Raw genomic sequence first — 26,936 nt, forward strand, 5'->3', positions numbered from 1 at the left:
GAAGTGCGATAATTGATTGCCGGCCCCTCGGTCTTTATCTGCGACGAGTGCGTCGACCTGTGCAATGACATCATCCGCGAGGAGGTGCAGGAAGCACAGGCCGAAAGCAGCGCGCATAAATTGCCTTCGCCTAAAGAAATCAGCGGCATCCTTGACCAGTACGTCATTGGTCAGGAGCGTGCAAAAAAGGTTCTGGCCGTAGCGGTGTACAACCACTACAAGCGCCTGAACCAGCGTGACAAGAAGGCTGACGACGTCGAACTCGGCAAGAGCAACATTCTGCTGATCGGCCCGACAGGCTCCGGTAAAACCCTGCTGGCCGAAACACTGGCCCGCTTGCTGAACGTTCCGTTCACCATCGCCGACGCAACCACCCTTACCGAGGCGGGTTATGTAGGTGAAGACGTCGAGAACATCATTCAGAAGCTGCTGCAGAAGTGCGATTACGACGTAGAGAAAGCTCAGATGGGCATTGTCTACATCGACGAAATCGACAAGATCTCCCGCAAGTCCGACAACCCGTCGATCACCCGCGATGTTTCCGGTGAAGGCGTGCAACAGGCCTTGCTCAAGTTGATCGAAGGCACGGTCGCTTCGGTACCGCCGCAAGGTGGCCGTAAGCACCCGCAGCAGGAATTCCTGCAGGTCGACACCCGTAACATCCTGTTCATCTGCGGTGGCGCGTTCTCCGGCCTGGAAAAGGTCATTCAGAACCGTTCCACCAAAGGCGGCATCGGCTTCAACGCTGAAGTGCGCAGCAAGGAAGAAGGCAAGAAAGTCGGTGAGTCCCTGCGTGAAGTCGAGCCTGACGATCTGGTCAAGTTCGGTCTGATCCCGGAATTCGTCGGTCGTCTGCCGGTCCTGGCGACACTGGACGAACTCGACGAGGCTGCGCTGATGCAAATCCTCACCGAGCCGAAAAATGCTCTGACCAAACAGTATGCCAAGCTGTTCGAGATGGAAGGCGTGGATCTGGAATTCCGTTCCGACGCGCTGAAGTCGGTCGCCAAGCGTGCCCTGGAACGTAAAACCGGTGCCCGTGGCCTGCGCTCGATTCTCGAAGGTGTGCTGCTCGACACGATGTATGAAATCCCCTCGCAGTCCGAGGTGAGCAAAGTCGTGATCGATGAAAGCGTGATCGAGGGCAAGTCCAAGCCACTGTATATCTACGAAAACAGTGAGCCGACGGCCAAGGCAGCTCCGGACGCGTAAGCGTTCGCAGCGCCGCAACAAAGAAGGGGCCTTCGGGCCTCTTTTTTTTTATGTCGTTTTTTACATCCGCTTTACGCTTGTTTTTTTTCAAGGCAGCCCCCATCTTGGTTTCAAGCTTAATTCCATCTGATTACGGCCATACGGCCGCCGTAGAGGCGAAATCATGAAGACAACCATCGAATTGCCTCTCCTGCCATTGCGTGATGTTGTGGTTTATCCGCACATGGTTATCCCGCTGTTCGTGGGGCGCGAGAAATCCATCGAAGCCCTTGAGGCAGCGATGACGGGTGACAAGCAGATTCTTCTGCTGGCCCAGAGAAACCCGGCTGACGATGATCCTGGTGAAGACGCTCTCTATCGCGTAGGTACGATTGCCACGGTTCTGCAGCTGCTGAAACTGCCTGATGGCACCGTCAAGGTTCTGGTCGAGGGTGAGCAGCGTGGCACCGTCGAACGCTTCAGCGAAGTCGATGGCCACTGCCGCGCCGAAGTCGCTCTGATTGAAGAAGTCGACGCCGCTGAGCGCGAGTCGGAAGTCTTCGTGCGCACTCTGCTGTCGCAGTTCGAACAATACGTCCAGCTGGGCAAAAAGGTCCCAGCTGAAGTCCTGTCGTCACTCAACAGCATCGATGAGCCGGGTCGTCTGGTCGATACCATGGCTGCGCACATGGCGCTGAAAATCGAGCAGAAGCAGGAAATCCTCGAAATCATCGATCTGTCGGCGCGTGTCGAGCACGTGCTGGCGCTGCTGGATGCCGAGATCGACCTGTTGCAGGTTGAGAAACGCATCCGCGGTCGCGTCAAGAAGCAAATGGAGCGCAGTCAGCGCGAGTACTACCTGAATGAGCAGATGAAGGCCATTCAGAAAGAGCTCGGCGATGGCGACGAAGGCCACAACGAAATCGAAGAGCTGAAAAAGCGCATTGATGCTGCCGGCCTGCCTAAAGATGCAATGGCCAAGGCCACTGCCGAGCTGAACAAGCTCAAGCAGATGTCGCCGATGTCGGCTGAAGCCACCGTGGTGCGCTCCTACATCGACTGGCTGGTCCAGGTGCCGTGGAAGGCGCAGAGCAAAGTACGCCTCGACCTGGCCCGTGCAGAAGACATTCTCGACGCTGATCACTACGGCCTCGAGGAGGTCAAGGAACGCATCCTTGAATACCTCGCTGTGCAGAAGCGCGTGAAGAAGATCCGTGGCCCGGTGTTGTGCCTCGTCGGTCCGCCAGGTGTAGGTAAAACCTCGCTGGCAGAATCGATTGCTCACGCCACCAACCGCAAATTTGTACGGATGGCCTTGGGCGGCGTGCGTGATGAAGCAGAAATTCGTGGTCACCGTCGGACTTACATTGGTTCGATGCCGGGAAGATTGATTCAAAAGATGACGAAAGTGGGTGTCCGCAACCCGCTGTTCCTGCTCGATGAAATCGACAAGATGGGCAGCGACATGCGTGGCGACCCGGCATCGGCGTTGCTGGAAGTGCTCGACCCGGAGCAAAACCACAATTTCAACGATCACTACCTGGAAGTCGATTACGACCTGTCCGATGTGATGTTCCTGTGCACCTCGAACTCGATGAACATCCCACCGGCACTGCTGGACCGGATGGAAGTCATCCGTCTGCCGGGCTATACCGAAGACGAGAAGATCAACATCGCAGTGAAGTACCTGTCGCCAAAACAGATCGCTGCCAATGGTCTGAAGAAGGGCGAGCTGGAATTTGATGAGGAAGCGATCCGCGACATCATCCGTTACTACACCCGGGAAGCGGGCGTGCGTGGTCTTGAGCGACAGATTGCCAAGGTCTGCCGCAAGGCCGTCAAGGAGCATGCACTGGAAAAACGTTTCTCGGTGAAAGTGACAGCTGATCTGCTTGAGCATTTCCTCGGCGTGCGCAAGTTCCGCTACGGGCTGGCTGAGCAGCAGGATCAGGTGGGGCAGGTGACTGGCCTGGCGTGGACTCAGGTCGGTGGCGAATTGCTGACGATTGAAGCCGCGGTGATTCCGGGCAAAGGGCAATTGATCAAGACCGGTTCGCTCGGTGATGTGATGGTCGAATCGATCACTGCTGCACAAACTGTGGTACGCAGCCGCGCCAAGAGCCTGGGCATCCCGCTGGACTTCCACGAGAAGCGCGACACCCACATTCACATGCCGGAAGGTGCCACACCGAAAGATGGCCCAAGTGCTGGCGTGGGCATGTGTACAGCGTTGGTCTCGGCGTTGACCGGCATTCCGGTGCGTGCCGATGTCGCCATGACGGGTGAAATCACCTTGCGTGGTCAGGTTCTGGCAATCGGCGGTTTAAAAGAAAAACTGCTGGCGGCGCATCGCGGTGGAATCAAGATTGTGATTATTCCGGAAGAAAACGTCCGCGATCTGAAGGAGATTCCTGACAATATCAAGCAGGATCTGCAGATCAAACCGGTTAAATGGATTGACGAGGTCCTGCAAATTGCGCTGCAATACGCGCCGGAGCCCTTGCCGGATGTGGCTCCGGAGATAGTTGCCAAGGACGAAAAACGCGAGTCTGATGCCAAGGAAAGAATTAGCACGCATTAATACGTTTTAGCTTGGGGGGCTTTCCTTGACAGCATTTTAGAGCCCTTGTTATAAAGCGGCTCTTAAGTGTCTGTAGGCCATTCAGCACTCGTTTTTGCTTTCACCAAAAAACTTAGAAACATCTCAAAATAGATATAAGGGGACTTAGAGTGAACAAGTCGGAACTGATTGATGCTATCGCTGCATCCGCTGATATCCCGAAAGCTGCTGCTGGCCGTGCGCTGGACGCTGTTATCGAATCCGTCACTGGCGCTCTGAAGGCTGGCGACTCCGTTGTTCTGGTTGGTTTCGGTACTTTCTCCGTGACTGACCGTCCGGCTCGTACCGGCCGCAACCCGCAAACCGGCAAGACTCTGGAAATCCCGGCTGCCAAGAAGCCAGGTTTCAAAGCCGGTAAAGCACTGAAAGAAGCTGTTAACTGAGTTTTCAGGTTTTTACCCATCCGGGTCGGGGTCAAGCCTGACTTGGCAGCGGAGCGGTAGAGCAGGTGGCTGGACCAGGCACCTGTAACGCCGGGATCGAGGGTTCGAGCCCTGTCCGCTCCGCCAGTTACGAGAAGGCGCATCCTCGGATGCGCCTTTCTTCTATCCGGATTCTACCCACGCTCCACGGTTGCATAAATTGAAGTTCAACCGTTTCTGGGGGACGCATGCTGCAGAATATCAGGGACAATTCACAAGGCTGGATTGCCAAGACCATTATCGGAGTCATCGTTGCACTGATGGCTCTGACCGGTTTCGATGCCATTTTCCAGGCCACGACTCACAAGAACGAGGCGGCCAAGGTCAACGGTGACGAAATCAGCCAGAACGAGCTGAGCCAGGCCGTTGATATGCAACGCCGTCAGCTGATGCAACAGCTGGGCAAGGACTTCGATGCTTCCTTGCTCGACGAAAAAATGCTGCGCGAATCGGCTCTCAAAGGCCTGATCGACCGCAAGTTGCTGCTGCAAGGCGCCGAACAGGCGAAGTTCTCATTCTCCGAAGCCGCGCTGGATCAGGTGATCCTGCAGACGCCTGAATTTCAGGTCGACGGCAAGTTCAGCTCCGAGCGTTTCGATCAGGTGATCCGCCAGCTGGGTTACAGCCGTATGCAGTTCCGCCAGATGCTGGCTCAGGAAATGCTGATCGGCCAGCTGCGCGCTGGTGTTGCCGGCAGCGGTTTTGTCACCGACGCCGAAGTCCTGGCATTCGCCCGTCTGGAAAAACAGACCCGCGATTTCGCCACGCTCAACGTCAAGGCTGACCCGGCTGCGGTCAAGCTGACCGATGACGAGGTCAAGGCTTACTACGACGAACATGCCAAGGAATTCATGACGCCAGATCAGGTGATCATCGATTACGTTGAGCTGAAGAAGTCGTCGTTCTTTGATCAGGTCGCGGTCAAGGATGAAGATCTTGAGGCGGCGTACCAGAAAGAGATCGCCAACCTGTCGGAACAGCGTCGTGCCGCGCACATCCTCATCGAAGTGAACGACAAGACTACCGAAGCGCAGGCCAAGGCGAAGATCGACGAAGTCCAGGCGCGTCTGGCCAAGGGTGAAAAATTCGAGGTGTTGGCCAAAGAGTTTTCACAGGATCCGGGTTCGGCCAACAATGGCGGTGACCTTGGTTACGCCGGTCCTGGCGTTTACGATCCGGCCTTCGAAAAGGCGCTGTACGCGCTGTCGAAAGACCAGGTGTCTGAGCCGATTCGTACCGATTTTGGTTATCACCTGATCAAGCTTTTGGGCGTGGAAGCGCCTGAGGTGCCGACCCTGGCTAGTCTGAAAGACAAGCTTACCCGCGAATTGAAGGCGGCTCAGGTCGAGCAGCGTTTCGTTGAGGCGACCAAGCAACTGGAAGACTCGGCGTTCGAAGCCTCTGACCTGGCGCAGCCAGCAGCGGATCTGAAACTGACTGTGCACACCTCCAAGCCGTTCGGCCGTGAAGGTGGCGAAGGTGTCGCGGCCAACCGTGCGGTGGTCACTGCCGCGTTCAGCCCGGAAGTGATTGATGAAGGTGCCAACAGCACCGCTATCGAACTGGACCCGGAAACCGTGATCGTGTTGCGCGCCAAGGAGCATCTCAAGCCTGCGCAACTGCCGCTGGAAAGCGTGAGCGCGGCGATCCGTGCTCAGTTGACCAAGGAGCACGCCAGTGCCGAGGCCAAGACCCGTGCCGAGAAGCTGATCGCTGATCTGCGCGATGGCAAGGCGCCGCTGGACAAAGCGATTGACGGCCAGAACTGGAAGATCACCGAAGCGGCCACGCGTGCTCAGGAAGGTGTTGATCCGGCTGTGCTGCAGGCGTTGTTCCGTATGCCGAAGCCGGCTGCCAAGGACAAGCCGACGTTCTCCAGCGTTACGTTGCCGGATGGCAGTCTGATGATTGTGCGTCTGAATGGCGTCAATGAAGCGGCTGCGCCGACGGAAGAAGAGAAGGTGCAATATCGTCGCTTCCTGGCTTCCCGTGAGGGGCAGCAGGACTTTGCGGCTTATCGCAAGCAGTTGGAGGCTGAGGCGAAGATCGAGCGGTTTTGATCTTTTGACTGACGTTTGAAGAAGCCCCGGCCTGATTGGTCGGGGTTTTTTTTTGGGATGCTTGGCGACCATTGGGTCGGACATGCTCCAACGAGTCTGCCAAGTTGGGTACTGTGGCCGTTCAGCCGACAAGGGACGGCGAAATTGCGCGCGTTGATCGATCATTTGTCAGCGCAGCTTTTTCCCGATGGCCGTGATCGGTAAAGTTGTAACCGATTCTTGACACTATTCCATGCGCCATGGGGCGACGATCTGTTGCACAATACGCCCCGGACTGTTTTCCTCAGGGTGTTCAATGTTGATTTCCAATCCCATGCGTGTTGTCGGGCTGGCGCTTTTGTTGACTACGGTAGCCGGTTGTTCAAAGGACAAGCCGATCTATGAGCATGAGAACTTTGATGACTCCGGCACCTTTTCGCGCAATTACCCGGTGACTGATACCGCCAGCTGCGAAGCGGCCCGGCGCGCGTTGCTCAGTCAGGGCTACATTATTACCAGCAGTGATCCGAAACTGGTCAGCGGTCACAAGAGTTTCCAGCAAACCGGCGAGACGCACCTGGAGATCAGCTTCAACGTGGTCTGTGCCGAAGACGGCAGTGCCGGGCATCATGCAACGGTGTTCGCCAACGCCCTGCAGGACCGTTATGCGCTGAAGAAGACCAACAATTCTGCGAGCCTCGGCGTTGGTGTGCTGGGTTCGGTGTCGATGCCGATCGGCTCCTCGGACGATTCGATGGTCAAAGTCGCCAGCGAGACGGTCACTGCGCAGAAATTCTATGAACGCTTCTTCACGCTGGTGGAGCAGTTCCTGCCCGCTGATGCGAAGAAAGCGGCACATATCGAAGAAAAACCGCAAACCGACCTCGGTGTGCCGGAGCCGAAAGCGACGCCTGCTCCGGTGCCTGCGCCACTGGTACCGACACCTGCAGCGGAACCGGCGGTGACACCAGCGCCGGCTGCCGAGCCTGCTCCGGCCCCGGTTGAAGCTGCGCCAGTGAGTTCCGAGCCCGTCGTGCCACCAGCGGAGTCGGCACCGATCGCGCCAACACCGGCGCCGGTCGAAGAGCCAACGCCGGCCAGCGAAACCATCACGCCACCGACCAACCCGGATATTGCGCCACCGTCCGAGCCGATTCCGGCGATGCCCGCGTCGGGCCAATAACTTCAGCGAAACCCTGCGGGAGCAAATCTGCTCGCTCCCCCAGGGGGGCCGGTTCGCTTAAAGATCCGGTTACATTCCCCCAACAACCTTCCCGCGATAAATCCCAAACCGCCTGCTACGTTTTATTCATGAAGGTCGCGCTTCACTTTTCCTTCACACGGGCACTTTATGCTCAGGGCACAGGTCGATTGATCAGGCCATTTTCACAGCGAGCAGTTTGGGGGATTTATACGATGGATGAGTATCAGGAAGAACTGCTCGAATATCAGGCCTTTGAGCTGGATCAGCCGGAGCCGGCGGACGACGCAACCGAGCTCTGAGCTTCAAGCCCCCGAGCGATGACTGCGGCGAAACTCGCCGGGCGTCTGGGCGCTCCAGCGCTTGAACGCGCGCTGGAACGCTTCGGCGGAGGCGAACCCCAGCAGGTAGGCGATTTCGCCGAATGCCAGTTCGGTGTCGCGCATATAGGTCATCGCCAGGTCACGGCGCGTGTCATTGAGGATCGCGCGGAACTGCGTACCTTCCTCGGCAAGTTTGCGCCGCAAGGTCCAGGTTGGCAGTTTCAGGCGTGCCGCGACTTCTTCGAGATCCGGCTCGCGGCCGCCATTGAGTAACGGGCCGAGCAATTGAGTAATGCGCTCGCGCAGGCTGCGCGTGCGTGTCAGTTGTTCCAGTTCGCGCTCACACAGTTGCAGCAGATGTCTCCAGGTGCTCGGGCAATGTTCGGGGTTGCGCAGGGCAAGGCTGGCGAGGCTCAGGCGCAGTTGATTGCGCTCGGCGCCGAACTGGATCGGACAATCGCCGAGCACTGTGTAGGCGTCGCGGTAATCCGGTGCTTCGAATTCGATTTCGAGGCGTTCGGCGCGCAACGATTGGCCGCACAGGCTCGACAACTGGTGCAGCCAGCCGGCCAGGATCGAGTCGACCACGAAGCGGTTATAGGCGTTGTACGGGCTGATCGAGTAGAAGCGCAGCCAGGCGCCGTTGGCGTCTTCATGGAAACTGGATTGCCCGCGGTAGTTGGAGCCGTAAAGCGGTTCGAAGCGAGTCAGGCAGCGTGCGGCTTCGCGCACGGTGGGCGCTTGCGCGGCGGTGATGCCGGCCAGGCCCGCCTGATTCAAGCGGATCATTCGCCCCATGCGCAGGCCCAGCGCCGGGTCGCCGGTGAGTTGAATCGCCGCATGACCCAAGCGCATGTAACGCGGGATCGACAAGCGTGCACCAGCCTCCGCCAGCCGCGCGGCATCGAGGCCGTACTGCTCAAGTAAAGGCAGCGGGTCGGCGTCGTGGCTGCGCACGGCATCGGCCAGACTGTGGACGAAGCCCACCGACAGATCCCCGAGGCGCATCGGCTGCGGCTTCATGGTTTACAGCCAAACGTTCAGCAAACGCGCACCACGGGACTCACCATCGGCGAACTGTTGGCCGTTGCTGCTGAGGAAGCTTGTGCCGGTGCTTGGTTTATCCCAGAACTGCCCGCGCATGAACACACTGACGCCGGCAATCGCGCGGCTGCTCGGCGGTTGTGCGGTGAGAGTCAGTCGATGCCAGGCCTGACCTTCGCTGAGGTCGCCGGGCTTGAGGCTTACCGATCCCGGCGTGCTTGAACCCTTGTAACCGCGCCACGGTTTGTCCCAGGCGCCTTGGCCGACCACTTGCGCGGGCACGGCTACCAGTTGCGCGCCGTGTTCATCGAGGGTGCGGTAGTTGCCGGGGTACCAGCTGTCACTGCCAATCAGGACGCCGAGGCGCCCGGCCGGGGTATCGACGACCTGTATGGCGTGTTTGTCTTCCGCCTGAATCACACCCTGCTGATCGAAAATCGGGTGCATCTGGCGTTGCGGCTGGCCCAGCGGCGCGCCGTCGCGGCCGAATACCACACTGCTGTTGAACAGGGCGCCGCTGCCGGGCTTGAGCTGACCGTCGCGAATGCTTGGTTCCGGCAGCACAATGGAGCCGGCGACCAGAGTGACCTGGAACTCCTTGGCCAGACCGCCGAACAGCGCCTGATAATCCTTGGCCATGACCTTGGATTTCATCCGCAGATAAGCATCATCCAGACGCTGCTCGCCCTTGGCCCGCAGCCAGGCGCGGGCGAACAGCAGCGGATTGCTTGCCGCCAGCCAGTTCATCGCCTCTGCCTGCGTCGGCGCCTGATACAGCTCGTCTTTTTCGCCGCTGATCATCAGCCAGGTGCCGACGTGCTCAGGCATAACCACCACGGTTTTTTCGTTGAGCAAACCTTGATCCCGCGCCTGCTGCAGATACGCCGCGAGTTTTCGGTGCAGGCGTGCGGAGCTTTGGTAATCAGTCGGGAACAGCTCGGGCTGGATGCCCAGTAGATTGCCACGGTCGGCGGGCGTGCCCTGATCGACGGCGAGCTTGATGCGCAGGTCCGACAGGTAATGCCCCGCCGGCCGGTCCGCCGCCCACATGGCGTAGGTGGTCAGGGCGGCAACGAGGGCCATGGAGAAAAACAGATACAGAAGTTTGCGCATGAAAACCAACAACAGCCGGATACAGGATGTGGCGACTAGGGTAGGGCCCATGGCTTGGGTTGCCAAGGGGCGCTGCGCATTTGGATCAATAACTTGTCAGTTACGGTCATTGAGTGACAGCGGTGCGACTCTTAGTCTGTCGAACATGACTGACGGGGGACGCAGAGCTCCCGCAAATTTCCGTGATCGCTCGTTGTGGAGTTACCGATGACCGCCGCTCATTACCCGCATCTGCTGGCCCCGCTGGACCTGGGATTCACCACGCTGCGCAACCGCACCCTGATGGGCTCGATGCACACCGGCCTGGAAGAAAAGCCGGGTGGCTTTGAACGCATGGCGGCGTACTTCGCCGAACGTGCCCGTGGCGGTGTCGGCCTGATGGTCACCGGCGGTATCGGCCCGAATGACGAGGGCGGCGTGTATTCCGGCGCGGCCAAGCTTACAACCGAAGAAGAGGCGCTCAAGCACCGCATCGTCACTCGCTCGGTGCATGAGGCGGGCGGCAAGATCTGCATGCAGATTCTCCATGCTGGCCGTTATGCCTACAGCCCGAAACAGGTAGCTCCGAGTGCGATTCAGGCGCCGATCAATCCGTTCAAGCCCAAAGAGCTGGACGAAGAGGGCATCGAAAAGCAGATCAGCGATTTCGTCACCTGCTCGGTATTGGCGCAAACCGCCGAATACGACGGCGTTGAAATCATGGGTTCGGAAGGGTATTTCATTAACCAGTTCCTCGCCGCCCATACCAACCACCGCACCGACCGCTGGGGCGGCAGTTACGAAAACCGCATGCGCCTGCCGGTGGAAATCGTCCGTCGTGTGCGCGAAGCGGTCGGGCCGAACTTCATCATCATTTTCCGCCTGTCGATGCTCGATCTGGTCGAGGGTGGCAGCACCTGGGATGAAATCGTCACGTTGGCCAAAGCCATCGAACAGGCTGGCGCGACTATTATCAACACCGGTATCGGTTGGCACGAAGCGCGGATTCCGACCATCGCCACCAAGGTGCCGCGTGCAGCGTTCAGCAAGGTCACGGCCAAGCTGCGCGGCTCGGTGAGCATTCCGCTGATCACCACCAACCGCATCAACACCCCGGAAATCGCCGAGCAGATTCTCGCCGAAGGCGATGCCGACATGGTCTCGATGGCGCGACCGTTTCTTGCCGATCCGGATTTCGTCAATAAAGCCGCTGAAGGCCGCGCCGACGAAATCAATACCTGCATCGGCTGCAATCAGGCGTGTCTCGACCACACCTTCGGCGGCAAACTCACCAGTTGCCTGGTCAACCCGCGCGCCTGCCACGAAACCGAGCTCAATTACCTGCCGGTGCAACAGATCAAGAAAATCGCCGTGGTCGGTGCCGGCCCTGCGGGGTTGTCTGCCGCCACCGTGGCCGCTGAGCGCGGTCATCAGGTGACGCTGTTCGATTCCGCCAGCGAGATCGGTGGCCAGTTCAACATCGCCAAGCGCGTGCCGGGCAAGGAAGAGTTTTTCGAAACCCTGCGCTACTTCAACCGCAAGTTACAGACCACAAATGTCGAGGTGTGCCTGAACACCCGCGTCGACGTGGCGAAACTGGTTGAGGGCGGTTATGACGAAATCATTCTCGCCACCGGTATTGCACCACGCGTGCCGGCGATTCCGGGCGTCGAGAATGCCAAGGTGCTGAGTTATCTGGATGTGATTCTCGAGCGCAAGCCAGTCGGCAAGCGTGTCGCGGTGATCGGAGCTGGCGGTATCGGTTTCGATGTGTCGGAGTTTCTTGTTCATCAAGGCGTGGCCACCAGTCTGGATCGCGCGGCGTTCTGGAAGGAGTGGGGCATCGACATGCAGCTGGTAGCCCGTGGCGGTGTGGCGGGCGTCAAAGCCGCGCCGCACGCTCCCGCCCGAGAGGTGTTCCTGTTGCAGCGCAAGAAAACCAAGGTTGGTGACGGCCTCGGTAAGACCACCGGCTGGATTCACCGTACCGGTCTGAAGAACAAGCAGGTGCAGATGCTCAACAGCGTCGAATACCTCGGCATCGATGACGACGGCCTGCACATACGCATCGGCGAAACCGGCGAGCCGCAACTGCTCGCGGTGGACAATATCGTGATCTGCGCCGGGCAGGATCCGCTGCGTGAGTTGCACGACGGCCTGGTCGAAGCCGGGCAGAACGTGCACTTGATCGGCGGCGCGGATGTCGCCGCAGAGCTTGATGCCAAGCGCGCGATCAATCAGGGTTCGCGCCTCGCGGCTGAGTTGTAAACACATTCTGTAGGAGCTGCCGCAGGCTGCGATCTGTTGATCCTGAATTTACAAACAAGATCAAAAGATCGCAGCCTGCGACAGCTCCTACTAGTATGTGGTCTTTTCCTGATTGCGCAGTGCCCATGCTTTTGCCTCCTCTTGATTGGCTACCCCACGCCCCCCTCGAACCGCTCCGCCTGGACTGGCTCGCAAGAGCCGGCATCGAAGTCGCGATCCTGCGCCTCGACCGCATCGACCCGCTGATCAGCGGCAACAAATGGTTCAAACTCGTTGAACACCTCAAAGCCGCTGAGCGCGCTGGTGCCGATGGCATCATCAGCCTCGGCGGTGCGCATTCCAATCATTTGCACGCGCTGGCGGCAGCAGGCAAACGGCTGGGCTTCAAAACCGTGGGATTGCTGCGTGGCCATCCCCAGGACACGCCCACGGCGCGGGACCTGCAAGCATTCGGCATGCAGTTGCATTGGCTGGGTTACGCCGCCTATCGCGCGCGGCACGAACCTGGATTCTGGACGCCGTGGCAGGCGCAATATCCGACGCTGCATGCCGTGCCCGAGGGCGGTGGCGGAGTGGCCGGCGCACTGGGTTGCGCAGCGATCAGGCAGCAGGTCGATGAACAACTGGCCACGCTGGGCTGGAATGATTTCCACGCCTGGTGGCTGGCTTGTGGCACCGGCACGACACTGGCCGGACTGGCGCTCGCCGAGAAAGGCCAGCGCTCACTGTATGGCGCACTGGCGGTGCCGGACGATCACGGCGTAGCGCCGAACATCGAGTCCATCCTTGCGCACGCCGCCGAGCCTGCGGCGGGCTATCGACTGATCGACGCCAGCCGTGGTGGCTTCGCCAAGGTTGACGACGTGTTGCTGACCTTCATCGAACTGACCGAGCAAACCAGCGGCATCCCTCTCGAGCCGATTTACACCGGCAAAGCCTTGCTGGCGCTCAAACAGCATGTCGAGTCTGGCGGATTCGCCGTCGGCACTCGTCTGATTTTCATTCACACGGGCGGCCTGCAAGGGCGACGCGGGTTTGCCACGATGCCCTGACGCTCAGCCGCGCTTGGGCATCATCCGCAGCAGGGTGTTATCGCGCACCACGTAATGGTGATAAATACCTGCCAGCGCATGCAGGCCGATCAGCCAATAGCCGATCGTGGCGATCAGTACATGCCAGCCTTCAACTTGTTTGGCGAGCGTCTTGTCTTCGCCGACCAATAACGGCAAATCGAAACCGTAAAACATGACTTGATGGCCCTCGGCACTGGTGATCAGCCAGCCGAGAATCGGCATGCCCAGCATGAACAGGTACAGCGCCCAGTGCATCAGCCGCGCCACGACGGTCTGCCAGGCGGGTGATGCGGGGAAGATTTTCGGCGCAGGGCCGAGGCTGCGTGCGAGCAGGCGAAACCACACCAGTACAAACACGGTCAGGCCCAGCAGGTAGTGCATTTCGCGAATCAGTGCGCGAGCGCCGCTGCCCTTGGGGAAGAAACCGCGCAATTCCATGCTGGCGTAAACCAGAACCAGCAGCATCAACATCAGCCAGTGCAGCAGAATCGAACAGTGCTGTAACGCGATTCCGAACTTGTCCATGGCATGAGATTTTTCTTGGGTTTGATTTGCAATCAGGCCGTGGTCACGGCATAGGTTCACTGTAAACCTGCCGGGATGTTTTTGCCTGCTACGCGAGAGGGTTTTTGCTACGAAGGAAAGTGCGCCCAGTCGCGGTTTAATTAATTAGTTACACGGTAGTCACCGCTAGGTGTCGTTCAGCCTGGGGTAACTTTATGTTGTTTATATCTTGTGTTTTGTTTTGATTTGAATAGTTTGTTATGGCTGATTATTGTCTGGATGGGTCTTTAGTTGATTATTAAAGATTAAACCTATTCTTTTAATTTGAGTGTGCATATGAAACCTCCGATCCCGAAGCCTCGCCCGACAATCACCACGACAAAACCAGTAGCGCCCACCAAACCAGTAGTGCCGCCAAAGCCAGTGGCGCCGATCAAACCGGTAGTGCCGCCAAAGCCAGTGGCGCCGATCAAACCGGTAGTGCCGCCCAAGCCAGTGGCGCCGGTCAAACCGGTAGTGCCGCCCAAGCCAGTGGCGCCGGTCAAACCGGTAGTGCCGCCCAAGCCAGTGGCGCCGGTCAAACCGGTAGTGCCGCCCAAACCAGTCGCTCCGATCAAACCTGTAGTGCCACCCAAACCGGTCAAACCGACCGCGCCAATCGAATCGAAGAGACCGCCAATGCCATGGCCGGCCGTCAACTTCAATATAGACCCGTTAGCATTGATCGCATTGATTCAGGCCGCCGCAGCGACAGCCAATGCTGACGGTTCAACTACGCTGCCTGACGGCAGTCTGATCGATGCTGATAAAACATCGATAAAACGTCCTGACGGAATTATTCAGCATGCGGATGGCAGGGTAGAACATCCGAGTGGGCTGATTGTCTGGCCAGATAACACGCTCGAATACCCGGATGGGCGCATTGTCTGGGAAGACGGTACCGAGCAGTTGCCTGATGGCAGTATTAAATATCCAGATGGTCTGGCTTATGATGCGCAAGGTAATCTTGTTACCGAATAAGTTTCAGTGCCGTGATTAGTGCTAATAATAAACAACAAAAAACACCGCTGATAACTATCGATCAGCGGTGTTTATTTTTGGGGTCATGCGTTTTGCGGCATTTCACCATTGGCCAGGCGCTTGTTGATGTCGGCGATCACGTCCGGCAAATCGCTGATGGTGTCGATCATGTAATGCGGGCGCGAACTTTCGAACAGCACGTGGATGCGCTTGCGCTCGCTGGCCAGTTCATTGCTATCCAGCGCGCGAAAACCCTCGTAGTCCAGCCCCAACGCGTTGCCTGAACAAATCAGCGCAACGGTCCACATCCCGGCGCGGCGACCCTCGAGAATGCCCGGCGCCGTGTCATCGATCTTCACGCATGCCGCCACATCGTCGATGCCCAGCGCGATCACGTTGGCCAACGCTTGCGCTGGCCATGGGCGACCGTTGGGCACTTCGTCGGTGGCGACTACATGATCGGCGACGTAGCCGTTGCTGGCGGCCAGTTCGACGACTTTGTCCATGACGGCTTTCGGGTAGCCGGAGCAGGAACCGATCTTGATTCCTTGCGCGCGCAGTTGAGCGATAGTGTCCAGCGCACCGGGGATCAGTGCCGAGTGTTCGGCGATTTTCTCGATCTGCAACGGCATGAAGCGGTTGTAGATAGCGGTGACGTCATCGTCGGTCGGCGTGCGACCGAACACCTTGCGGTAACGCTCGGCAACCTGCGGCTGATCACAGAGGGTGCGGATGTGATCCCATTTGCCCATGCCCATCGGCCCACGGGCTTCTTCGATCGACACCTGCACATCGAACTCGGCGAAGGCTTCGACGAAAATCTGCGTCGGCGCAAACGAGCCGAAATCGACTACAGTACCGGCCCAGTCGAGGATCGCGGCTTGCAGCTTGGTTGGGTTGGTGTAGTTCATGGCAATCAATTCCTGTGAAAAAGCTGTTCGAATTTGGCGATCCTGTAGGACCGTGGGGCCTTCAGATGTCGAGCACTTCCATCTCGCGTAGCACTTCGCCAACCGCTGCTACGGCCTGGCGCATTTCGTCCGGGGTGACGTGGCCGATGCAGCCGACGCGGAAGGTTTCGACCTGGGTCAATTTGCCGGGGTAGAGGATGTAACCCTTGGCCTTGACGCGTTCATAGAAGTCTTTGAACTGGTAACGCGGATCCTGCGGCGCATGGAAAGTGGCAATAATTGGCGCCTGAATCTGCGCTGGCAAAAAGCTGCGCAAACCGATTTTGCTCATCTCTTCCATCAACGCCTGACAATTGGCTGCATAACGTGCGTGCCGCGCCGGCAGGCCACCTTCTTCGCTGTATTGCAGCAACGCTTCGTGAAGCGCCGCGACGACGTGGGTCGGCGGCGTGAAGCGCCATTGTCCGGTTTTCATCATGTAGGCGTGTTGGTCGTACAGGTCCATCGCCAGCGAGTGTGAGTTGCCGGCGGCGGCGGCCAGTGATTCCTTGCGGGCAAAGACAAAACCCATCCCCGGCACGCCTTCCAGGCACTTGCCGGAGGCGGCGATGAGCGCGTCGAACGGCACTTTTTGCGCATCCACCGGCAATGCGCCGAAGGAGCTCATGGCATCGATGAACAGGCGTTTGCCGTGTTGCGCAACGACCTCGGCGATTTCCGCCAACGGATTAAGAATGCCGGTGCTGGTTTCGCAGTGGATCAGCGCCACGTGAGTAATGTCAGCGTCGGCGCGCAGCAGTCGGTCGACGTCGGCGGCGGTGGTCGGTTCGTCTTCGGCGGTTTCGAACGTGCTGAAAGAGCGGCCGAGCACTTCGCAGATCTTTGCCAGGCGCTTGCCGTAGGCGCCATTGATCAATACCAGGATTTTGCCGTCGCGCGGCACCAGCGTGCCGATCGCCGCTTCGACGGCGAACGTGCCGCTGCCTTGCAATGGCACACAGTGGTGGCTGGCGGCGCCGTTGAGGATGGCCAGCAATTGCTCGCACAGGCTGGCGGTCAACTGGTTGAAGCGGTCATCCCACGAACCCCAGTCGACCATCATGGCCTGGCGGGTGCGGGCCGACGTGGTCAACGGGCCGGGAGTGAGCAGAATCGGTGCGGCGGTACTCATTCGTGTGTCCTCGCGAAAACGCTGTGGGATGAAGCTACGGGGCCTACGTTGCAATTCGCGCTTGCATCAATCAAATTGTTTGTTGTTATGCCAGCCATCAGTGAGGGTTATTCATGAATCTGTTTCAGCTCCGTGCCTTCGATGCTGTGGCCCGTGAGGGCAGCTTCACCCGTGCTGCGGCGCGGTTGTTTATCAGCCAGCCAGCGGTCACCGGGCACATCAAGGCGCTTGAGGAGCACTACCAGATCACCTTGCTGCGGCGCACCGCGCGACGGGTGGAACTGACCGAGGAGGGGACCAAACTGGCGGCGATCACCCGGGCCATGTTTGGCCTGGCGGAAGAAGCGCAGACGCTGCTTGAGGCGAACCGGCAGTTATTGACCGGACGTCTGGAGGTGGCGGCGGATGGACCGCACATGGTCATGCCGATGCTGGCGAGTTTGCGCGCGCGCTATCCGGGGATCACCGTGAACCTGCGCCTGGGCAATGCCCAGGAAACCCTGGCGGCGCTGTTGTCGGAACACGCTGATGTCGCGGTGCTGACGCAGGTCGAGCCGCGCAAGGGGCTGCATCTGCAAGCGCTGAGCGAGTCAAGGATCTGCGCGCTGGTGCCGGCGGGGCATCCCTGGGCGATGCGCTCGGGTGAAGTGAAACTCAAAGCGTTGGACCACGTGATCATGGTTCTGCGCGAGCCGAGTTCGATCACCCGCCGCACCTTTGACCAGGCATGCTCTCAGGCCTCGATTCAGCCGCGAGTGTTGCTGGAGCTGGACAGTCGCGAGGCGGTGACCGAAGCGGTTGCGGCCGAGTTGGGCGTTGGTGTGGTGTCATCGGTGGAGGTCAGCCATGACCCACGCGTGGTCGCGATCCCGATTGCCGGCGAAGGGCTGGTGAACCGACACATGATTGGCTGCATGGAGCGGCGGCGCGAGTTGCGTTTGATTCAGGCCTTCTTTGGTCTTGCGCCAGCCGCACCGTGATCGTACCCACGCTCTGCGTGGGAACGCAGCCCGGGACGCTCTGCGTCCCATCCAAAGCCGAACGCGGAGCGTCCGTTGCGGCATTCCCACGCAGAGCGTGGGAACGATCAGGAACCGGGGAGGCTTTCACGAACCATGTCCAGGAACGTCGCCACTACACGCCGCGAGCTCTGTTCGCGCAAGCACACCAGCGTCTCGGTCAGGCGCCGGGTGCAATCGGTGATCGGCAGCGCGCAGACCCGTGAGTCGGCGCCAAATTCTGCCGCTGAAACAACCCCCACACCAATCCCCACCACCACCGCCTCGCGCGCCGCTTCCCGGCCTTCAACCTGAATCGCCGGGCGAATGCGAAAACCTGCGCGGGCCATTTCTTCTTCCAGGGTCTGGCGTGTCACCGAACCGATCTCGCGCAGCACCAGTGGCGTGTCATCCAGATCGGCCAGACAGATCGATTCGCGCTCGGCCCACGGATGATTGTGCGAAACAAACGCCACCATCGGATCGTTGCGCAACGGTACGCACATCAAGCGTTCATCGGTCACATCACGGCCGAGCAGCGCCAGATCGGCCTGATAGTTGAACAGGCGAAACAGCGATTCATCGGTATTACCGGTCTCGATTTTTACGCTGATGCCCGGATAGCGTTCACAGAACCGCGCGATCTGCGGCAGCACGTGGATGGGCGCGTCCACCGCCAGAATCAGGCTGCCGGTCTGCAGTGCCTGGGATTCCTGCAACAACTCCTGCGCTTCGGCCTCGATCACGAACAGGCGTTGAGTAATCGCCAGCAAACGCTCGCCGAGATCGGTCAGGCGCACGGCGCGTTTATTGCGGTGAAACAGCAGAACACCAAAGCGCTCTTCGAGTTTGCGCACCTGGTCGGAAATCGCCGGTTGCGTCAGATAAAGCCGCTCGGCGGCGCGGGTGAAGCTTCCATGGACGGCCACGGCGTGGAACGCTTTGAGTTGTGCGTGTGAGACGGACATGTTGGCTCCAGTAACAAGCTGAGCTTATGTGTGAAATACGATAAATCGATTTTATTTATTAAACAGTAATTGCTTTGATCCGCTCACGCCATCGCTGACTGCTCGGTCGTGCAGCGGCGTTGGCGCATGAGCCTGTGCGTGCAACAGCAGACTCATCTGACCGGTATCGCTTGAGGGAAGGGGCGATATCGCAGTGCTCAACAATAAAAAACACAGGCGTTTTTCTTAACGATTCTGCCGGCACACTCACACCTTGAGGTCAGAACCACCATGAACAAGCATATCGGCACCCTGGCGCGTTGGCGCGTGCAGATCTTCGCTATTACCTGGCTCGCGTACGCCGCATTTTATTTCACCCGCAAAGCCTTTTCGGTGGCCAAACTGGGTATCGCCGAAGACCCTGATTTCACTCTCGACAAAATGGCCATGGCCAACCTCGACGCGATCTATCTGGCGGCTTACGCCCTCGGCCAGTTCACTTGGGGCATGCTCGCCGATCGCTTCGGTCCGCGGGTTGTCGTGCTCGGCGGTTTGCTGATATCCGCCGCTGCGGCGCTGGTGATGGGCAGTTTCGCGACGTTGCCGATCTTCGCCACCTGCATGCTGATTCAAGGTTTGGCGCAATCGACTGGCTGGTCCGGACTGTGTAAAAACCTCGGCAGCTTCTTCCCGGCCGAACAACGTGGGCGGGTGCTCGGTTTGTGGAGTTCCTGCTACGCATTTGGCGGTCTGGTCGCTTCGCCATTCGCCGGCTGGTGGGCTTATACGCTGGTCGGCACCTGGCACGCGGCATTCATTTCCAGCGCGGCGGTCGTAGCGGTGGTGGCCGTGCTGTTCTTTGTTTTTCAGCGTAATAAACCCGAAGACGTTGGTCTGCCGGTAGTGGAACCAGAGCCGCAACTCAGCGCCGAAGAAACCGAATCCAACAGCAAACTCAGCATGTGGGAGCCGTTGAAGGAGATCCTGCGCAATCGCACGGTGCTGGTGCTGGGCCTGGCGTATTTCCTGCTGAAACCGGCGCGCTACGCAATTCTGCTGTGGGGGCCGGTGATTGTTTTCGAACAGATGCCGAGCGTCGGCAAAGTCGGCGCTGCAATCATCCCCACCGCGTTTGAGTTGGCTGGCTTACTGGGGCCGATCATGATCGGGCTGGCCTCGGACAAACTCTTCGGCGCCCGGCGCATGCCGGCCTGCGTGCTGAGTCTGCTGGCACTGACCGTGACGCTGGCGCTGTTCATGGCTGCGCTCAACACCGGCAGCGTGTTGTTGGTCGTCGCGCTGCTGTTCGTCATGGGGCTGACTCTGTACGGCCCGGACTCGATGATCAGCGGCGCCGCCGCCATCGATTTCGGCAAGGCCAAGGCCGGTGCCACTGCCGCCGGTTTCGTCAACGGCTGCGGCTCGGTCGGCGCGGTGCTCGGCGGTTTGCTGCCAGGCTACTTTGACTCGGTGACGGTGTTCATCGTTTTTGCCGGCTGTGCACTGTTCTCCGCGCTGGTATTGATTCCGCACTGGAACAGTCGACCGGTCGGAGTCATGGAGCCGCGCGCCGCTATTCCCAATGGGCGGTTGAGCGTCAAACCCCTGCGTTCCTGAAACCCTTCGCGCTGTGGCCTGCTGCGCGGTGCGCGGTGCGCGGCAGGCTGCGTCGTGGCCTTCTGACTGGAGATCTCCCATGCGACCCTTCTGGCTCGAGCAAGCCTTGCAGACCGGCCCATCCCAACCCTGCCCACCGCTGCAAGGCGAGGTGCGCACGGACGTGTGCATCGTCGGCGGCGGCTACACCGGATTGTGGACAGCGATCATGCTCAAGCAGCAGAACCCCGAGCTGGAGGTGCTGCTGATCGAAGCGGACATCTGCGGCGCTGGCGCCAGTGGCCGCAACGGCGGCTGCGCGCTGTCGTGGTCGGCAAAGTATTTCACTCTGGAGCGCTTGTTCGGCGTCGAAGAGGCGGTGCGCCTGGTCAAGGAGTCGGAGCGCAGCATCCATGCGATCGGCGAGTTCTGCGAGCAGTACGGTATCGATGCCGATTACCGCCTCGACGGCACGCTGTACACCGCAACCAATCGTGCCCAGGTCGGGGCGACCGATGCGGTGATCGCGGCGCTGGAGCGTAACGGCATCAACTCGTTCAGCCAGCGACCGCTCGCCGATCTGCAACGTATGGCTGGCTCAGCAAAACACCTGGAGGGCTGGTTTTCCCCGGCGGCGGCCAGCGTGCAACCGGGCAAACTGGTGCGCGGTCTGCGCCGGGTGGCGCTGCAATTGGGCGTGAAAATCCATGAAGGCACGGCGATGACCGGGCTGGAAGAGGGCCGCCCCGCACGCATTCACACACCCGGCGGCAAGGTCATCGCTGACCGTGTGGTGCTGGCGATGAACGCGTGGATGGCCCGCGCGTTTCCTCAGTTCGAGCGCAGTGTGGCGATTGTGTCCAGTGACATGCTGATCACCGAGCCGCGCCCTGACCTGCTGCAGCAAATCGGTTTGACCAGCGGCGTTACCGTGCTCGATTCGCGAATTTTCGTGCACTACTACCACAACACCCCGGACGGCCGGATCATGCTCGGCAAGGGCGGCAACACCTTCGCTTATGGCGGGCGAATGCTGCCGGTATTCGATCAGCCGTCGCCTTATGCAGCATTGCTCAAGCGCAGTCTTGCGGATTTCTTCCCGGCGTTCGCCGAGGTGAAAGTCGATGCGACGTGGAACGGCCCCTCGGATCGTTCGGTCACCGGTTTGCCATTCTTCGGCCAGATGAGCGCGGCGGGTAATGTCTTTTATGGATTCGGTTATTCCGGCAGCGGCGTCGGCCCGTGTCACATGGGCGGGCAGATTCTCGCCGCACTGGTGCAGGGCCTGGATAACCCCTGGACTCGCTCGCCGCTGGTCAACGGGCCGTTGGGCTATTTCCCTCCGGAACCGATCCGCTACCTCGGCTCGCTGATGGTGCGCAACGCCATTCGCCGCAAAGAGCGCGCCGAAGATCACGGACGCCGGCCCAGGCATCTGGACGTGCGCCTGGCGAAGTTCGCGGCGGCGGCGGGCAAGGCTGACAAAGGCTGAGGCGCCGATCAGTGCTCGGCGCGGTTGATCAGCCATTCCAGCAGCAGGCTGTCGCGCACGGGCTCTGACTCGTGTGCCGGCGGCTGCCGCGCGTCGCCGAGACACAGAATCGGTCGGTCCGGATCGCTGTCGAGGAAACTCACCCATACGTTGCAGCCGGCACGTGGCAGCTCGTCGGCGGCGACGGGGCCGTTGATTCGACTCATGGCGATCGGTAGCCACAAGGCGTCGCTGTCAGATTCGTCCTCTTCAGGCCATAAGCGCACGGCCAGACAGCCGTTTTCATCGACTTGTGCAAGCTGCCCGGGCGCGCCCGCCACCCGCGCCAGGTGATAGCCGGCAACGTTCGGCCGCGGCTGTTTGAGCGGCGGGCGAAAGTCGCTGGACCAGGGTTGGGCGGTAAAATCGTTGTGATAGCGGTGAACGGTTGGCGCCGGATCAAGAATCGAAGGGTGCTGCCCTTCGTGGCGCACGGCGCTGATCAACCATTGTTCGTTGAAGTGATGGATCGGATGCTCCGCCACCAGCAGCAATCGGCCACTGAGCAAATCGCAGCAATCGCTGCGCCCGTGAATGGAGCGTAACTGGCTGCGTTGGCGTTGCAGATGGCGCCGGCTGCGTTGTTCGGCGTACAGGCGTGCCAGTGACCGCGCCTGCGTTTGCGACTCGGTCGAGGCTTCGTTGGCTGCTTCATCCATGCCGGCAGGCTGACCGCGATTGCGCACCGCATGCAGCATCGGCACCGGCGCCGCCCGATGTTGTTGGTAGAGAACGCTGACGCAGGGCGATGGCGGTTGCTCATCGGCACTGAAAGGAATTTCGACCGGTTCCTGCGGCAGGCTCAGGCTGTCGTCGGCGAACACCACGACATGCCCGTCAGGCCCATGTTCGAAGTGATAGTGAATGCCTTCTTCTTCGCAGAGCCGCTGCAGCAGGGCCAGATCACTTTCTTCAAACTGAATGCAAAAGGCCCGTGCCGGGTAGTGGCCGACGCTCATTTCAATGCGGTAGCTGTGCGCCGGCAGGGCATGTTCTTCGAGCAGATGCGCAATGATCTGCGGCGCACTGAGGTGGGTAAACACGCGTCGTCTATTCGCTTGCGCCAGTTGCTGCAGATGCGGCACCAGAATCAGGCGATAGCCGACCCGATGAGTGCCGCGATGTTCGCAACTGGCGCTGCAGATCACGCCGTGGAACCCCTGCTGCCCACTCAGCCGCAGAAAGGCTGGCCGGTGCAAAAACGAACCCGGCGCGATGGCCGGGGCGAGGCCGAGCGATTCGATGTCGAAACGGTAGGGCTGGTTCAGCGCTTCCTCGCCGTGAAAACGCACCACCGGCAGGCGCAATCCACTGTCGGTCAGGGTAAGGGTGAACGGACTTTCCTTGTCATTGAACATTCGAGCAGGCCCTGTCAGGCGATACGGGGTTTCAAGGGTACGAAACCGTCAGGCTGAATGGTCATCTCAAAGGCGCTTTTCAGAATCCCCCTACATGCTTTGGTGAAGATGTCGATTCTGCGGGCTGTTTTTTTGGTCGATTGCCGACTTTAGGCCGTATAAACTTGCCGCCACGCGTCGGCCAATAGATGTCTCGGCGCCACAGATCAAGAGAGTGAGTAATGGGCGCACAGTGGAAGGTTAAACACAAAGAAGCGGCAGCCAACGCCAAAGGGAAGATCTTCGGCAAACTGGTGAAGGAAATCACCATTGCTGCACGCAACGGTGCCGATACCGCCACCAACGCACACCTGCGTCTGGTGGTCGAACAGGCGAAGAAAGCCTCGATGCCAAAAGAAACCCTCGACCGCGCGATCAAGAAAGGCGCCGGTCTGCTGGGTGAAACCGTGCAATACCATCGCGTTACCTACGAAGGCTTTGCCCCGCATCAGGTGCCGCTGATCGTCGAATGCGTGACCGACAACATCAACCGCACCGTCGCGGAAATCCGCGTGGCGTTTCGCAAGGGCCAGTTGGGTGCTTCCGGTTCGGTGGCGTGGATGTTCAACCATGTCGGCATGATCGAAGCCTCGCCGGACAGCCCGGACGCCGACCCCGAAATGGCTGCGATCGAAGCCGGGGCACAGGATTTCGAGCCGGGTGAAGAGGGCGCGACGCTGTTCCTCACCGATCCGACCGATCTCGATGCCGTGCAGAAAGCACTGCCCGAACAAGGCTTCACCGTGCTGTCGGCCAAGCTCGGCTACCAGCCGAAGAACCCGGTCAGCGGTTTGAGCGACGAGCAGATGGCTGAAGTCGAAGCGTTCCTTGAAGGCCTCGATAACCATGATGATGTGCAGGATATGTTTGTGGGTCTGGCTGGCTGATCGTTTGCGCCAGTAAACATCTTTTTGCGAGCAGGCTCGCTCCCACATGGCGGTGTATTGCCAAGGTCGGAGCGAGCCTGTGCGCGAAGGGCCGCGCAGCGGTCACAGGCCTTCCAGAATCTCAACCACTTCGCTGAAACCCGGCCGTTCCAGCACATCGGGCTGGCAGCAACGCCGTTCCAGCGCCTCGAGTTGAGAGCGCCGTTCAGTACTCAACCCCGAGTTCATACGGGCCAGCAATTCCCCCAGCAACACTCCGAATGCGCGTACTTCAAGACGCTGCAAGGCGCGTGTCGACGCGTCATCACCGGTGGCATGAAACGACGCCGCGCCGAAATCCCCGAGCAGGCAATCGCCCCGATCATTCAACAGTATGTTGTGGCCGTAGAGATCGCCGTGGGTAATGCCTTGTCGATGCAGATGCTCTGCCGCCGAAGCGACGCCCTTGGCGAGGCGCAGGGCAACGTCGGCCTTAAACCGGCAATCTTCGGCATAAACATCCCGCGAGCATGAGGCCAGGCTTGGCAAACCGGCGAGATTGCGGAAGCTTGGATCAATCAGTTGCATCACCAAACCTTGTTGCTGATCGGGATGGCCGCTGATGCGGCCCTCGACGCTGATCAGGTTGGGGTGCAGACCTGCGGTGATGCAGGCGTTCATCTCGTGCAGCGGCGAGCCGTCGCTGGTCATCTCTCCTTTGTACAGCTTCACCGCAACCGCCTGCGCCGTGCCGTCTTCGCGCTGCCAGACTGCCCGGGAAATCACTCCGGAAGCGCCTTCGCCCAGTTGCTGCTCCAGGCGCAGCGCCGACCAGTCGATCAGCGGCGTGGCGTCAAGGGCAGCGGCATCGGCTTCGGTCTCCAGCGGATTGCCGGCGTAGGCCAGCCAGGTCAGGCTCGGCAAAGTCAGCAACCACTGCGGCAGTTCGCTGAGTTGGTTGGCAGCGATGCGGAGCAATTCCAGCCGATGGCAGTGACGCAGGGAGTCTGGCAGCGATTGCAGGCAATTGCCGGCGAGCATGAGCTTCTGCAAAGCGGGGCGTTCACCGAGTTCGCTGGGCAGACTTTCGATGCGGTTGTCGGTGAGGATCAGCCAGCGCAGCGACGGCGGCAGGGCGGCACCGGGCACATTGACGATACGGTTGGCCTTGAAGCCGACCATCGTCAGCGCAGTGCATCGGCCGAGGCAGGCCGGCAGTTCGGTGAAGCGGTTGTCGGAGCAGAACAGCACGCGCAGGCGGGTCAGGCGATGCAGGTCATCAGGCAGGGTGTTCAACGCATTGCCGCTGAGGTTGAGCACCTCCAGCGTGTCGGCCAATGCGAAAATCTCGCGAGGGAATTCGGTCAGCCCGCAAGACAAGTCGAGTCGGGTAATGCCAGACAGCTCGCCGGCGCGCAGTTGAGCAAGGGTGTGCATGTTTTTGTTTCGCTACTGATCGGTGGAGCGACGCGGGGGCGCTGGAATGGGCGACATGATAGCGGTAAAGCGGATGCTGAACGGGTTTTGAGTTGCCCCGGTACTTGTGGGAGCGAGCAGGCTCCCACAGGGTAGGGGATCAATTGGATGCGTGGATTTCCTGCAACTGGCCCAGACGGCTGCGCGTGCGCGCCAGGTCGATCGCGTGGCCTTCCAGGCTCTGGCCCAGCGGCCATTGGCCGAGCAGGGTCAGGTGTTTGTCCTGATCGTAGAGCACGTCGATCAGGTTGATGAAGCGCTGTTGCACGGCGATCGGGCACTCGCCGAGCTGCGGCAGGTCATCGATGATCCACTGGTCGAAGCGCTGGCATAGCTGCAGATAATCCATCACCGCCGTCGGCTGTTCGCACAGATCGTTGAAGGTGAACGCGACCCGCCGGCCCTCACACAATCGGGCCTGCAGCTGGCGCTTGCCCACCTCGAGAGCCAGGGCGGGCGCGTCGGCTGGTGGCAGGTTCAGGGCCTGGCGCTGCGCTGACGTGGCCGGCCACACGTAATGCCCTCGGGTAAACATCTGGTGCGTGTGCTGGCGGTTGAGCGTGCGGTAGTCGTGCGCGCCGCCTACTTCCATCACCTGCATGCGCGTGTTGATCAGCTCGATCACCGGTTTGAAGCGTGCGTGATACAGCGGATTGGGCAGCAGGCCCTCGGGTGCATAGTTGGACGTCACCAGCAGCATGATCCGTCGTTTGAAAAGCGCCTTGAACAGCCGCGTGATGAGCATCGCGTCGCCAATGTCATGCACGTGAAACTCGTCGAAACACAGCACCTGACAATCTTCCAGCAGCTCGTCCAGGGTGATTTCCAGCGCGTCTTCCTGCTGGCGATGACGGAACATGCCGTCGTGCAACCGAGCGAAAAACTGATGGAAATGCAGGCGCTGTTTGCGCGTGATTGGCAGCGCCTGGAAGAAACCGTCGAGCAGCCAGCTCTTGCCACGCCCGACTGCGCCGTACAGATACAGACTTGGCGGTGTGTGCCCACTGTCGCCCAACAGCACGCTGGCTTGCTGCGCCATGCAGTCGATGACTTGTTGCTGGCTGCGGCTGAGGCTGTAGCCCTGGCTGTGGGCCTTATTGCGGAAGTAATCGCGGATGGTCGCGGCGTGGGCATCGTGCCCGGCGCTCGCCGGCAACCCTTTGCCGAACAGGCGGCGCAGCAACGGCCAGCGTTGGCTCAGTCGTGATCGTTTCGGCGTTCTTGCGGGCACGCGGCACAGGCTCCT

Annotated in this window: 21 protein-coding genes and 2 pseudogenes; 13 read left to right on the forward strand and 10 right to left on the reverse strand. The window is 59.9% G+C overall.

What is annotated here, in order from left to right; all coding sequences use genetic code 11:
* The 6 genes and pseudogenes from clpX to ACIGDJ_RS05910 form a co-directional block, all read left to right on the forward strand.
* Nucleotides 1-1,212 (forward strand): annotated as a pseudogene (gene clpX, locus ACIGDJ_RS05885) (ATP-dependent Clp protease ATP-binding subunit ClpX); the annotation flags it as partial.
* Between the two features lie 163 nt (nucleotides 1,213-1,375).
* Nucleotides 1,376-3,772, forward strand: a complete 2,397-nt coding sequence (gene lon / locus ACIGDJ_RS05890) for an endopeptidase La (protein WP_101159165.1) — start codon at nucleotides 1,376-1,378, stop codon at nucleotides 3,770-3,772.
* 149 nt (nucleotides 3,773-3,921) lie between these two features.
* Nucleotides 3,922-4,194, forward strand: a complete 273-nt coding sequence (locus ACIGDJ_RS05895) for an HU family DNA-binding protein (RefSeq protein WP_003183171.1) — start codon at nucleotides 3,922-3,924, stop codon at nucleotides 4,192-4,194.
* Between the two features lie 227 nt (nucleotides 4,195-4,421).
* Entirely contained in the window at nucleotides 4,422-6,293 is a 1,872-nt protein-coding gene (locus tag ACIGDJ_RS05900; protein ID WP_101159164.1) for a SurA N-terminal domain-containing protein, read from the forward strand.
* Between the two features lie 295 nt (nucleotides 6,294-6,588).
* Nucleotides 6,589-7,455, forward strand: coding sequence for a DUF2242 domain-containing protein (locus ACIGDJ_RS05905; RefSeq protein ID WP_101159163.1), 867 nt, complete (start codon nucleotides 6,589-6,591; stop codon nucleotides 7,453-7,455).
* Nucleotides 7,456-7,583: 128 nt separating this feature from the next.
* Complete coding sequence (locus tag ACIGDJ_RS05910) at nucleotides 7,584-7,775, forward strand: hypothetical protein (RefSeq protein WP_157830904.1); 192 nt, start codon at nucleotides 7,584-7,586, stop codon at nucleotides 7,773-7,775.
* Between the two features lie 3 nt (nucleotides 7,776-7,778).
* Here the strand turns inward: ACIGDJ_RS05910 and ACIGDJ_RS05915 are convergent, their stop codons facing one another.
* Both ACIGDJ_RS05915 and ACIGDJ_RS05920 read right to left on the reverse strand, forming a co-directional pair.
* Nucleotides 7,779-8,819, reverse strand: coding sequence for an AraC family transcriptional regulator (locus ACIGDJ_RS05915; RefSeq protein WP_397479685.1), 1,041 nt, complete (start codon nucleotides 8,817-8,819; stop codon nucleotides 7,779-7,781).
* A 3-nt stretch (nucleotides 8,820-8,822) separates the two neighbouring features.
* Nucleotides 8,823-9,953, reverse strand: coding sequence for a nitrilase-related carbon-nitrogen hydrolase (locus tag ACIGDJ_RS05920; protein ID WP_101159161.1), 1,131 nt, complete (start codon nucleotides 9,951-9,953; stop codon nucleotides 8,823-8,825).
* Nucleotides 9,954-10,160: 207 nt separating this feature from the next.
* On the opposite strand from ACIGDJ_RS05920, the gene ACIGDJ_RS05925 reads away from it, so the two are divergent.
* Both ACIGDJ_RS05925 and ACIGDJ_RS05930 read left to right on the forward strand, forming a co-directional pair.
* Nucleotides 10,161-12,200, forward strand: a complete 2,040-nt coding sequence (locus ACIGDJ_RS05925) for an FAD-dependent oxidoreductase (protein ID WP_397479684.1) — start codon at nucleotides 10,161-10,163, stop codon at nucleotides 12,198-12,200.
* 125 nt (nucleotides 12,201-12,325) lie between these two features.
* Nucleotides 12,326-13,252 (forward strand): 1-aminocyclopropane-1-carboxylate deaminase/D-cysteine desulfhydrase, encoded by a 927-nt coding sequence (locus ACIGDJ_RS05930; RefSeq protein ID WP_101159159.1) that lies wholly within the window; start codon nucleotides 12,326-12,328, stop codon nucleotides 13,250-13,252.
* 3 nt (nucleotides 13,253-13,255) lie between these two features.
* On the opposite strand, the pseudogene ACIGDJ_RS05935 reads toward ACIGDJ_RS05930, so the two are convergent.
* A pseudogene (locus ACIGDJ_RS05935) lies at nucleotides 13,256-13,803 on the reverse strand (cytochrome b).
* 285 nt (nucleotides 13,804-14,088) lie between these two features.
* A complete protein-coding gene (locus tag ACIGDJ_RS05940; RefSeq protein ID WP_397479683.1) occupies nucleotides 14,089-14,481 on the reverse strand; it encodes a hypothetical protein in 393 nt (130 codons plus the stop codon).
* A gap of 16 nt (nucleotides 14,482-14,497) precedes the next feature.
* Here ACIGDJ_RS05940 and ACIGDJ_RS05945 point away from each other — a divergent pair, with 16 nt between their 5' ends.
* Nucleotides 14,498-14,797: a hypothetical protein gene (locus ACIGDJ_RS05945; protein ID WP_397479682.1), complete on the forward strand. Its 300-nt coding sequence runs from the start codon at nucleotides 14,498-14,500 to the stop codon at nucleotides 14,795-14,797.
* Between the two features lie 83 nt (nucleotides 14,798-14,880).
* Here the strand turns inward: ACIGDJ_RS05945 and phnX are convergent, their stop codons facing one another.
* Both phnX and ACIGDJ_RS05955 read right to left on the reverse strand, forming a co-directional pair.
* The gene (gene phnX, locus ACIGDJ_RS05950; RefSeq protein ID WP_397479681.1) at nucleotides 14,881-15,708 is read right to left on the reverse strand and encodes a phosphonoacetaldehyde hydrolase; all 828 of its coding nucleotides are present in this window, start codon (nucleotides 15,706-15,708) and stop codon (nucleotides 14,881-14,883) included.
* Between the two features lie 61 nt (nucleotides 15,709-15,769).
* Nucleotides 15,770-16,879: a 2-aminoethylphosphonate--pyruvate transaminase gene (locus tag ACIGDJ_RS05955; protein WP_313002138.1), complete on the reverse strand. Its 1,110-nt coding sequence runs from the start codon at nucleotides 16,877-16,879 to the stop codon at nucleotides 15,770-15,772.
* A 113-nt stretch (nucleotides 16,880-16,992) separates the two neighbouring features.
* Here ACIGDJ_RS05955 and ACIGDJ_RS05960 point away from each other — a divergent pair, with 113 nt between their 5' ends.
* A complete protein-coding gene (locus ACIGDJ_RS05960) occupies nucleotides 16,993-17,859 on the forward strand; it encodes a LysR substrate-binding domain-containing protein (RefSeq protein WP_101159155.1) in 867 nt (288 codons plus the stop codon).
* 107 nt (nucleotides 17,860-17,966) lie between these two features.
* Here ACIGDJ_RS05960 and ACIGDJ_RS05965 read toward each other — a convergent pair whose 3' ends face one another.
* On the reverse strand, nucleotides 17,967-18,845 hold the full coding sequence (locus tag ACIGDJ_RS05965) for a LysR family transcriptional regulator (protein ID WP_101159154.1): 879 nt from the start codon (nucleotides 18,843-18,845) through the stop codon (nucleotides 17,967-17,969).
* Between the two features lie 270 nt (nucleotides 18,846-19,115).
* Between ACIGDJ_RS05965 and ACIGDJ_RS05970 the strand changes: the two genes are divergently transcribed.
* Together ACIGDJ_RS05970 and ACIGDJ_RS05975 are read left to right on the forward strand one after the other, a co-directional pair.
* On the forward strand, nucleotides 19,116-20,441 hold the full coding sequence (locus ACIGDJ_RS05970) for an MFS transporter (protein ID WP_397479680.1): 1,326 nt from the start codon (nucleotides 19,116-19,118) through the stop codon (nucleotides 20,439-20,441).
* A gap of 79 nt (nucleotides 20,442-20,520) precedes the next feature.
* Entirely contained in the window at nucleotides 20,521-21,912 is a 1,392-nt protein-coding gene (locus ACIGDJ_RS05975; RefSeq protein WP_397479679.1) for an FAD-dependent oxidoreductase, read from the forward strand.
* 8 nt (nucleotides 21,913-21,920) lie between these two features.
* On the opposite strand, the gene ACIGDJ_RS05980 is transcribed toward ACIGDJ_RS05975, so the two are convergent.
* Nucleotides 21,921-23,309, reverse strand: coding sequence for a type VI secretion system Vgr family protein (locus ACIGDJ_RS05980; RefSeq protein WP_397479678.1), 1,389 nt, complete (start codon nucleotides 23,307-23,309; stop codon nucleotides 21,921-21,923).
* Nucleotides 23,310-23,530: 221 nt separating this feature from the next.
* On the opposite strand from ACIGDJ_RS05980, the gene ACIGDJ_RS05985 reads away from it, so the two are divergent.
* Nucleotides 23,531-24,235 carry a YebC/PmpR family DNA-binding transcriptional regulator gene (locus tag ACIGDJ_RS05985; RefSeq protein ID WP_073471330.1) on the forward strand — a complete coding sequence of 235 codons (705 nt, stop codon included), beginning with the start codon at nucleotides 23,531-23,533 and terminating at the stop codon, nucleotides 24,233-24,235.
* A 102-nt stretch (nucleotides 24,236-24,337) separates the two neighbouring features.
* Here the strand turns inward: ACIGDJ_RS05985 and ACIGDJ_RS05990 are convergent, their stop codons facing one another.
* Nucleotides 24,338-25,651 (reverse strand): leucine-rich repeat-containing protein kinase family protein, encoded by a 1,314-nt coding sequence (locus ACIGDJ_RS05990; protein WP_397479677.1) that lies wholly within the window; start codon nucleotides 25,649-25,651, stop codon nucleotides 24,338-24,340.
* Between the two features lie 139 nt (nucleotides 25,652-25,790).
* Nucleotides 25,791-26,921 (reverse strand): cell division protein ZapE, encoded by a 1,131-nt coding sequence (gene zapE, locus ACIGDJ_RS05995; RefSeq protein WP_397479676.1) that lies wholly within the window; start codon nucleotides 26,919-26,921, stop codon nucleotides 25,791-25,793.
* Between the last annotated feature and the right edge of the window lie 15 nt (nucleotides 26,922-26,936).

It is taken from the genome of Pseudomonas sp. NPDC079367, assembly GCF_044542195.1.
Taxonomy (GTDB): domain Bacteria; phylum Pseudomonadota; class Gammaproteobacteria; order Pseudomonadales; family Pseudomonadaceae; genus Aquipseudomonas.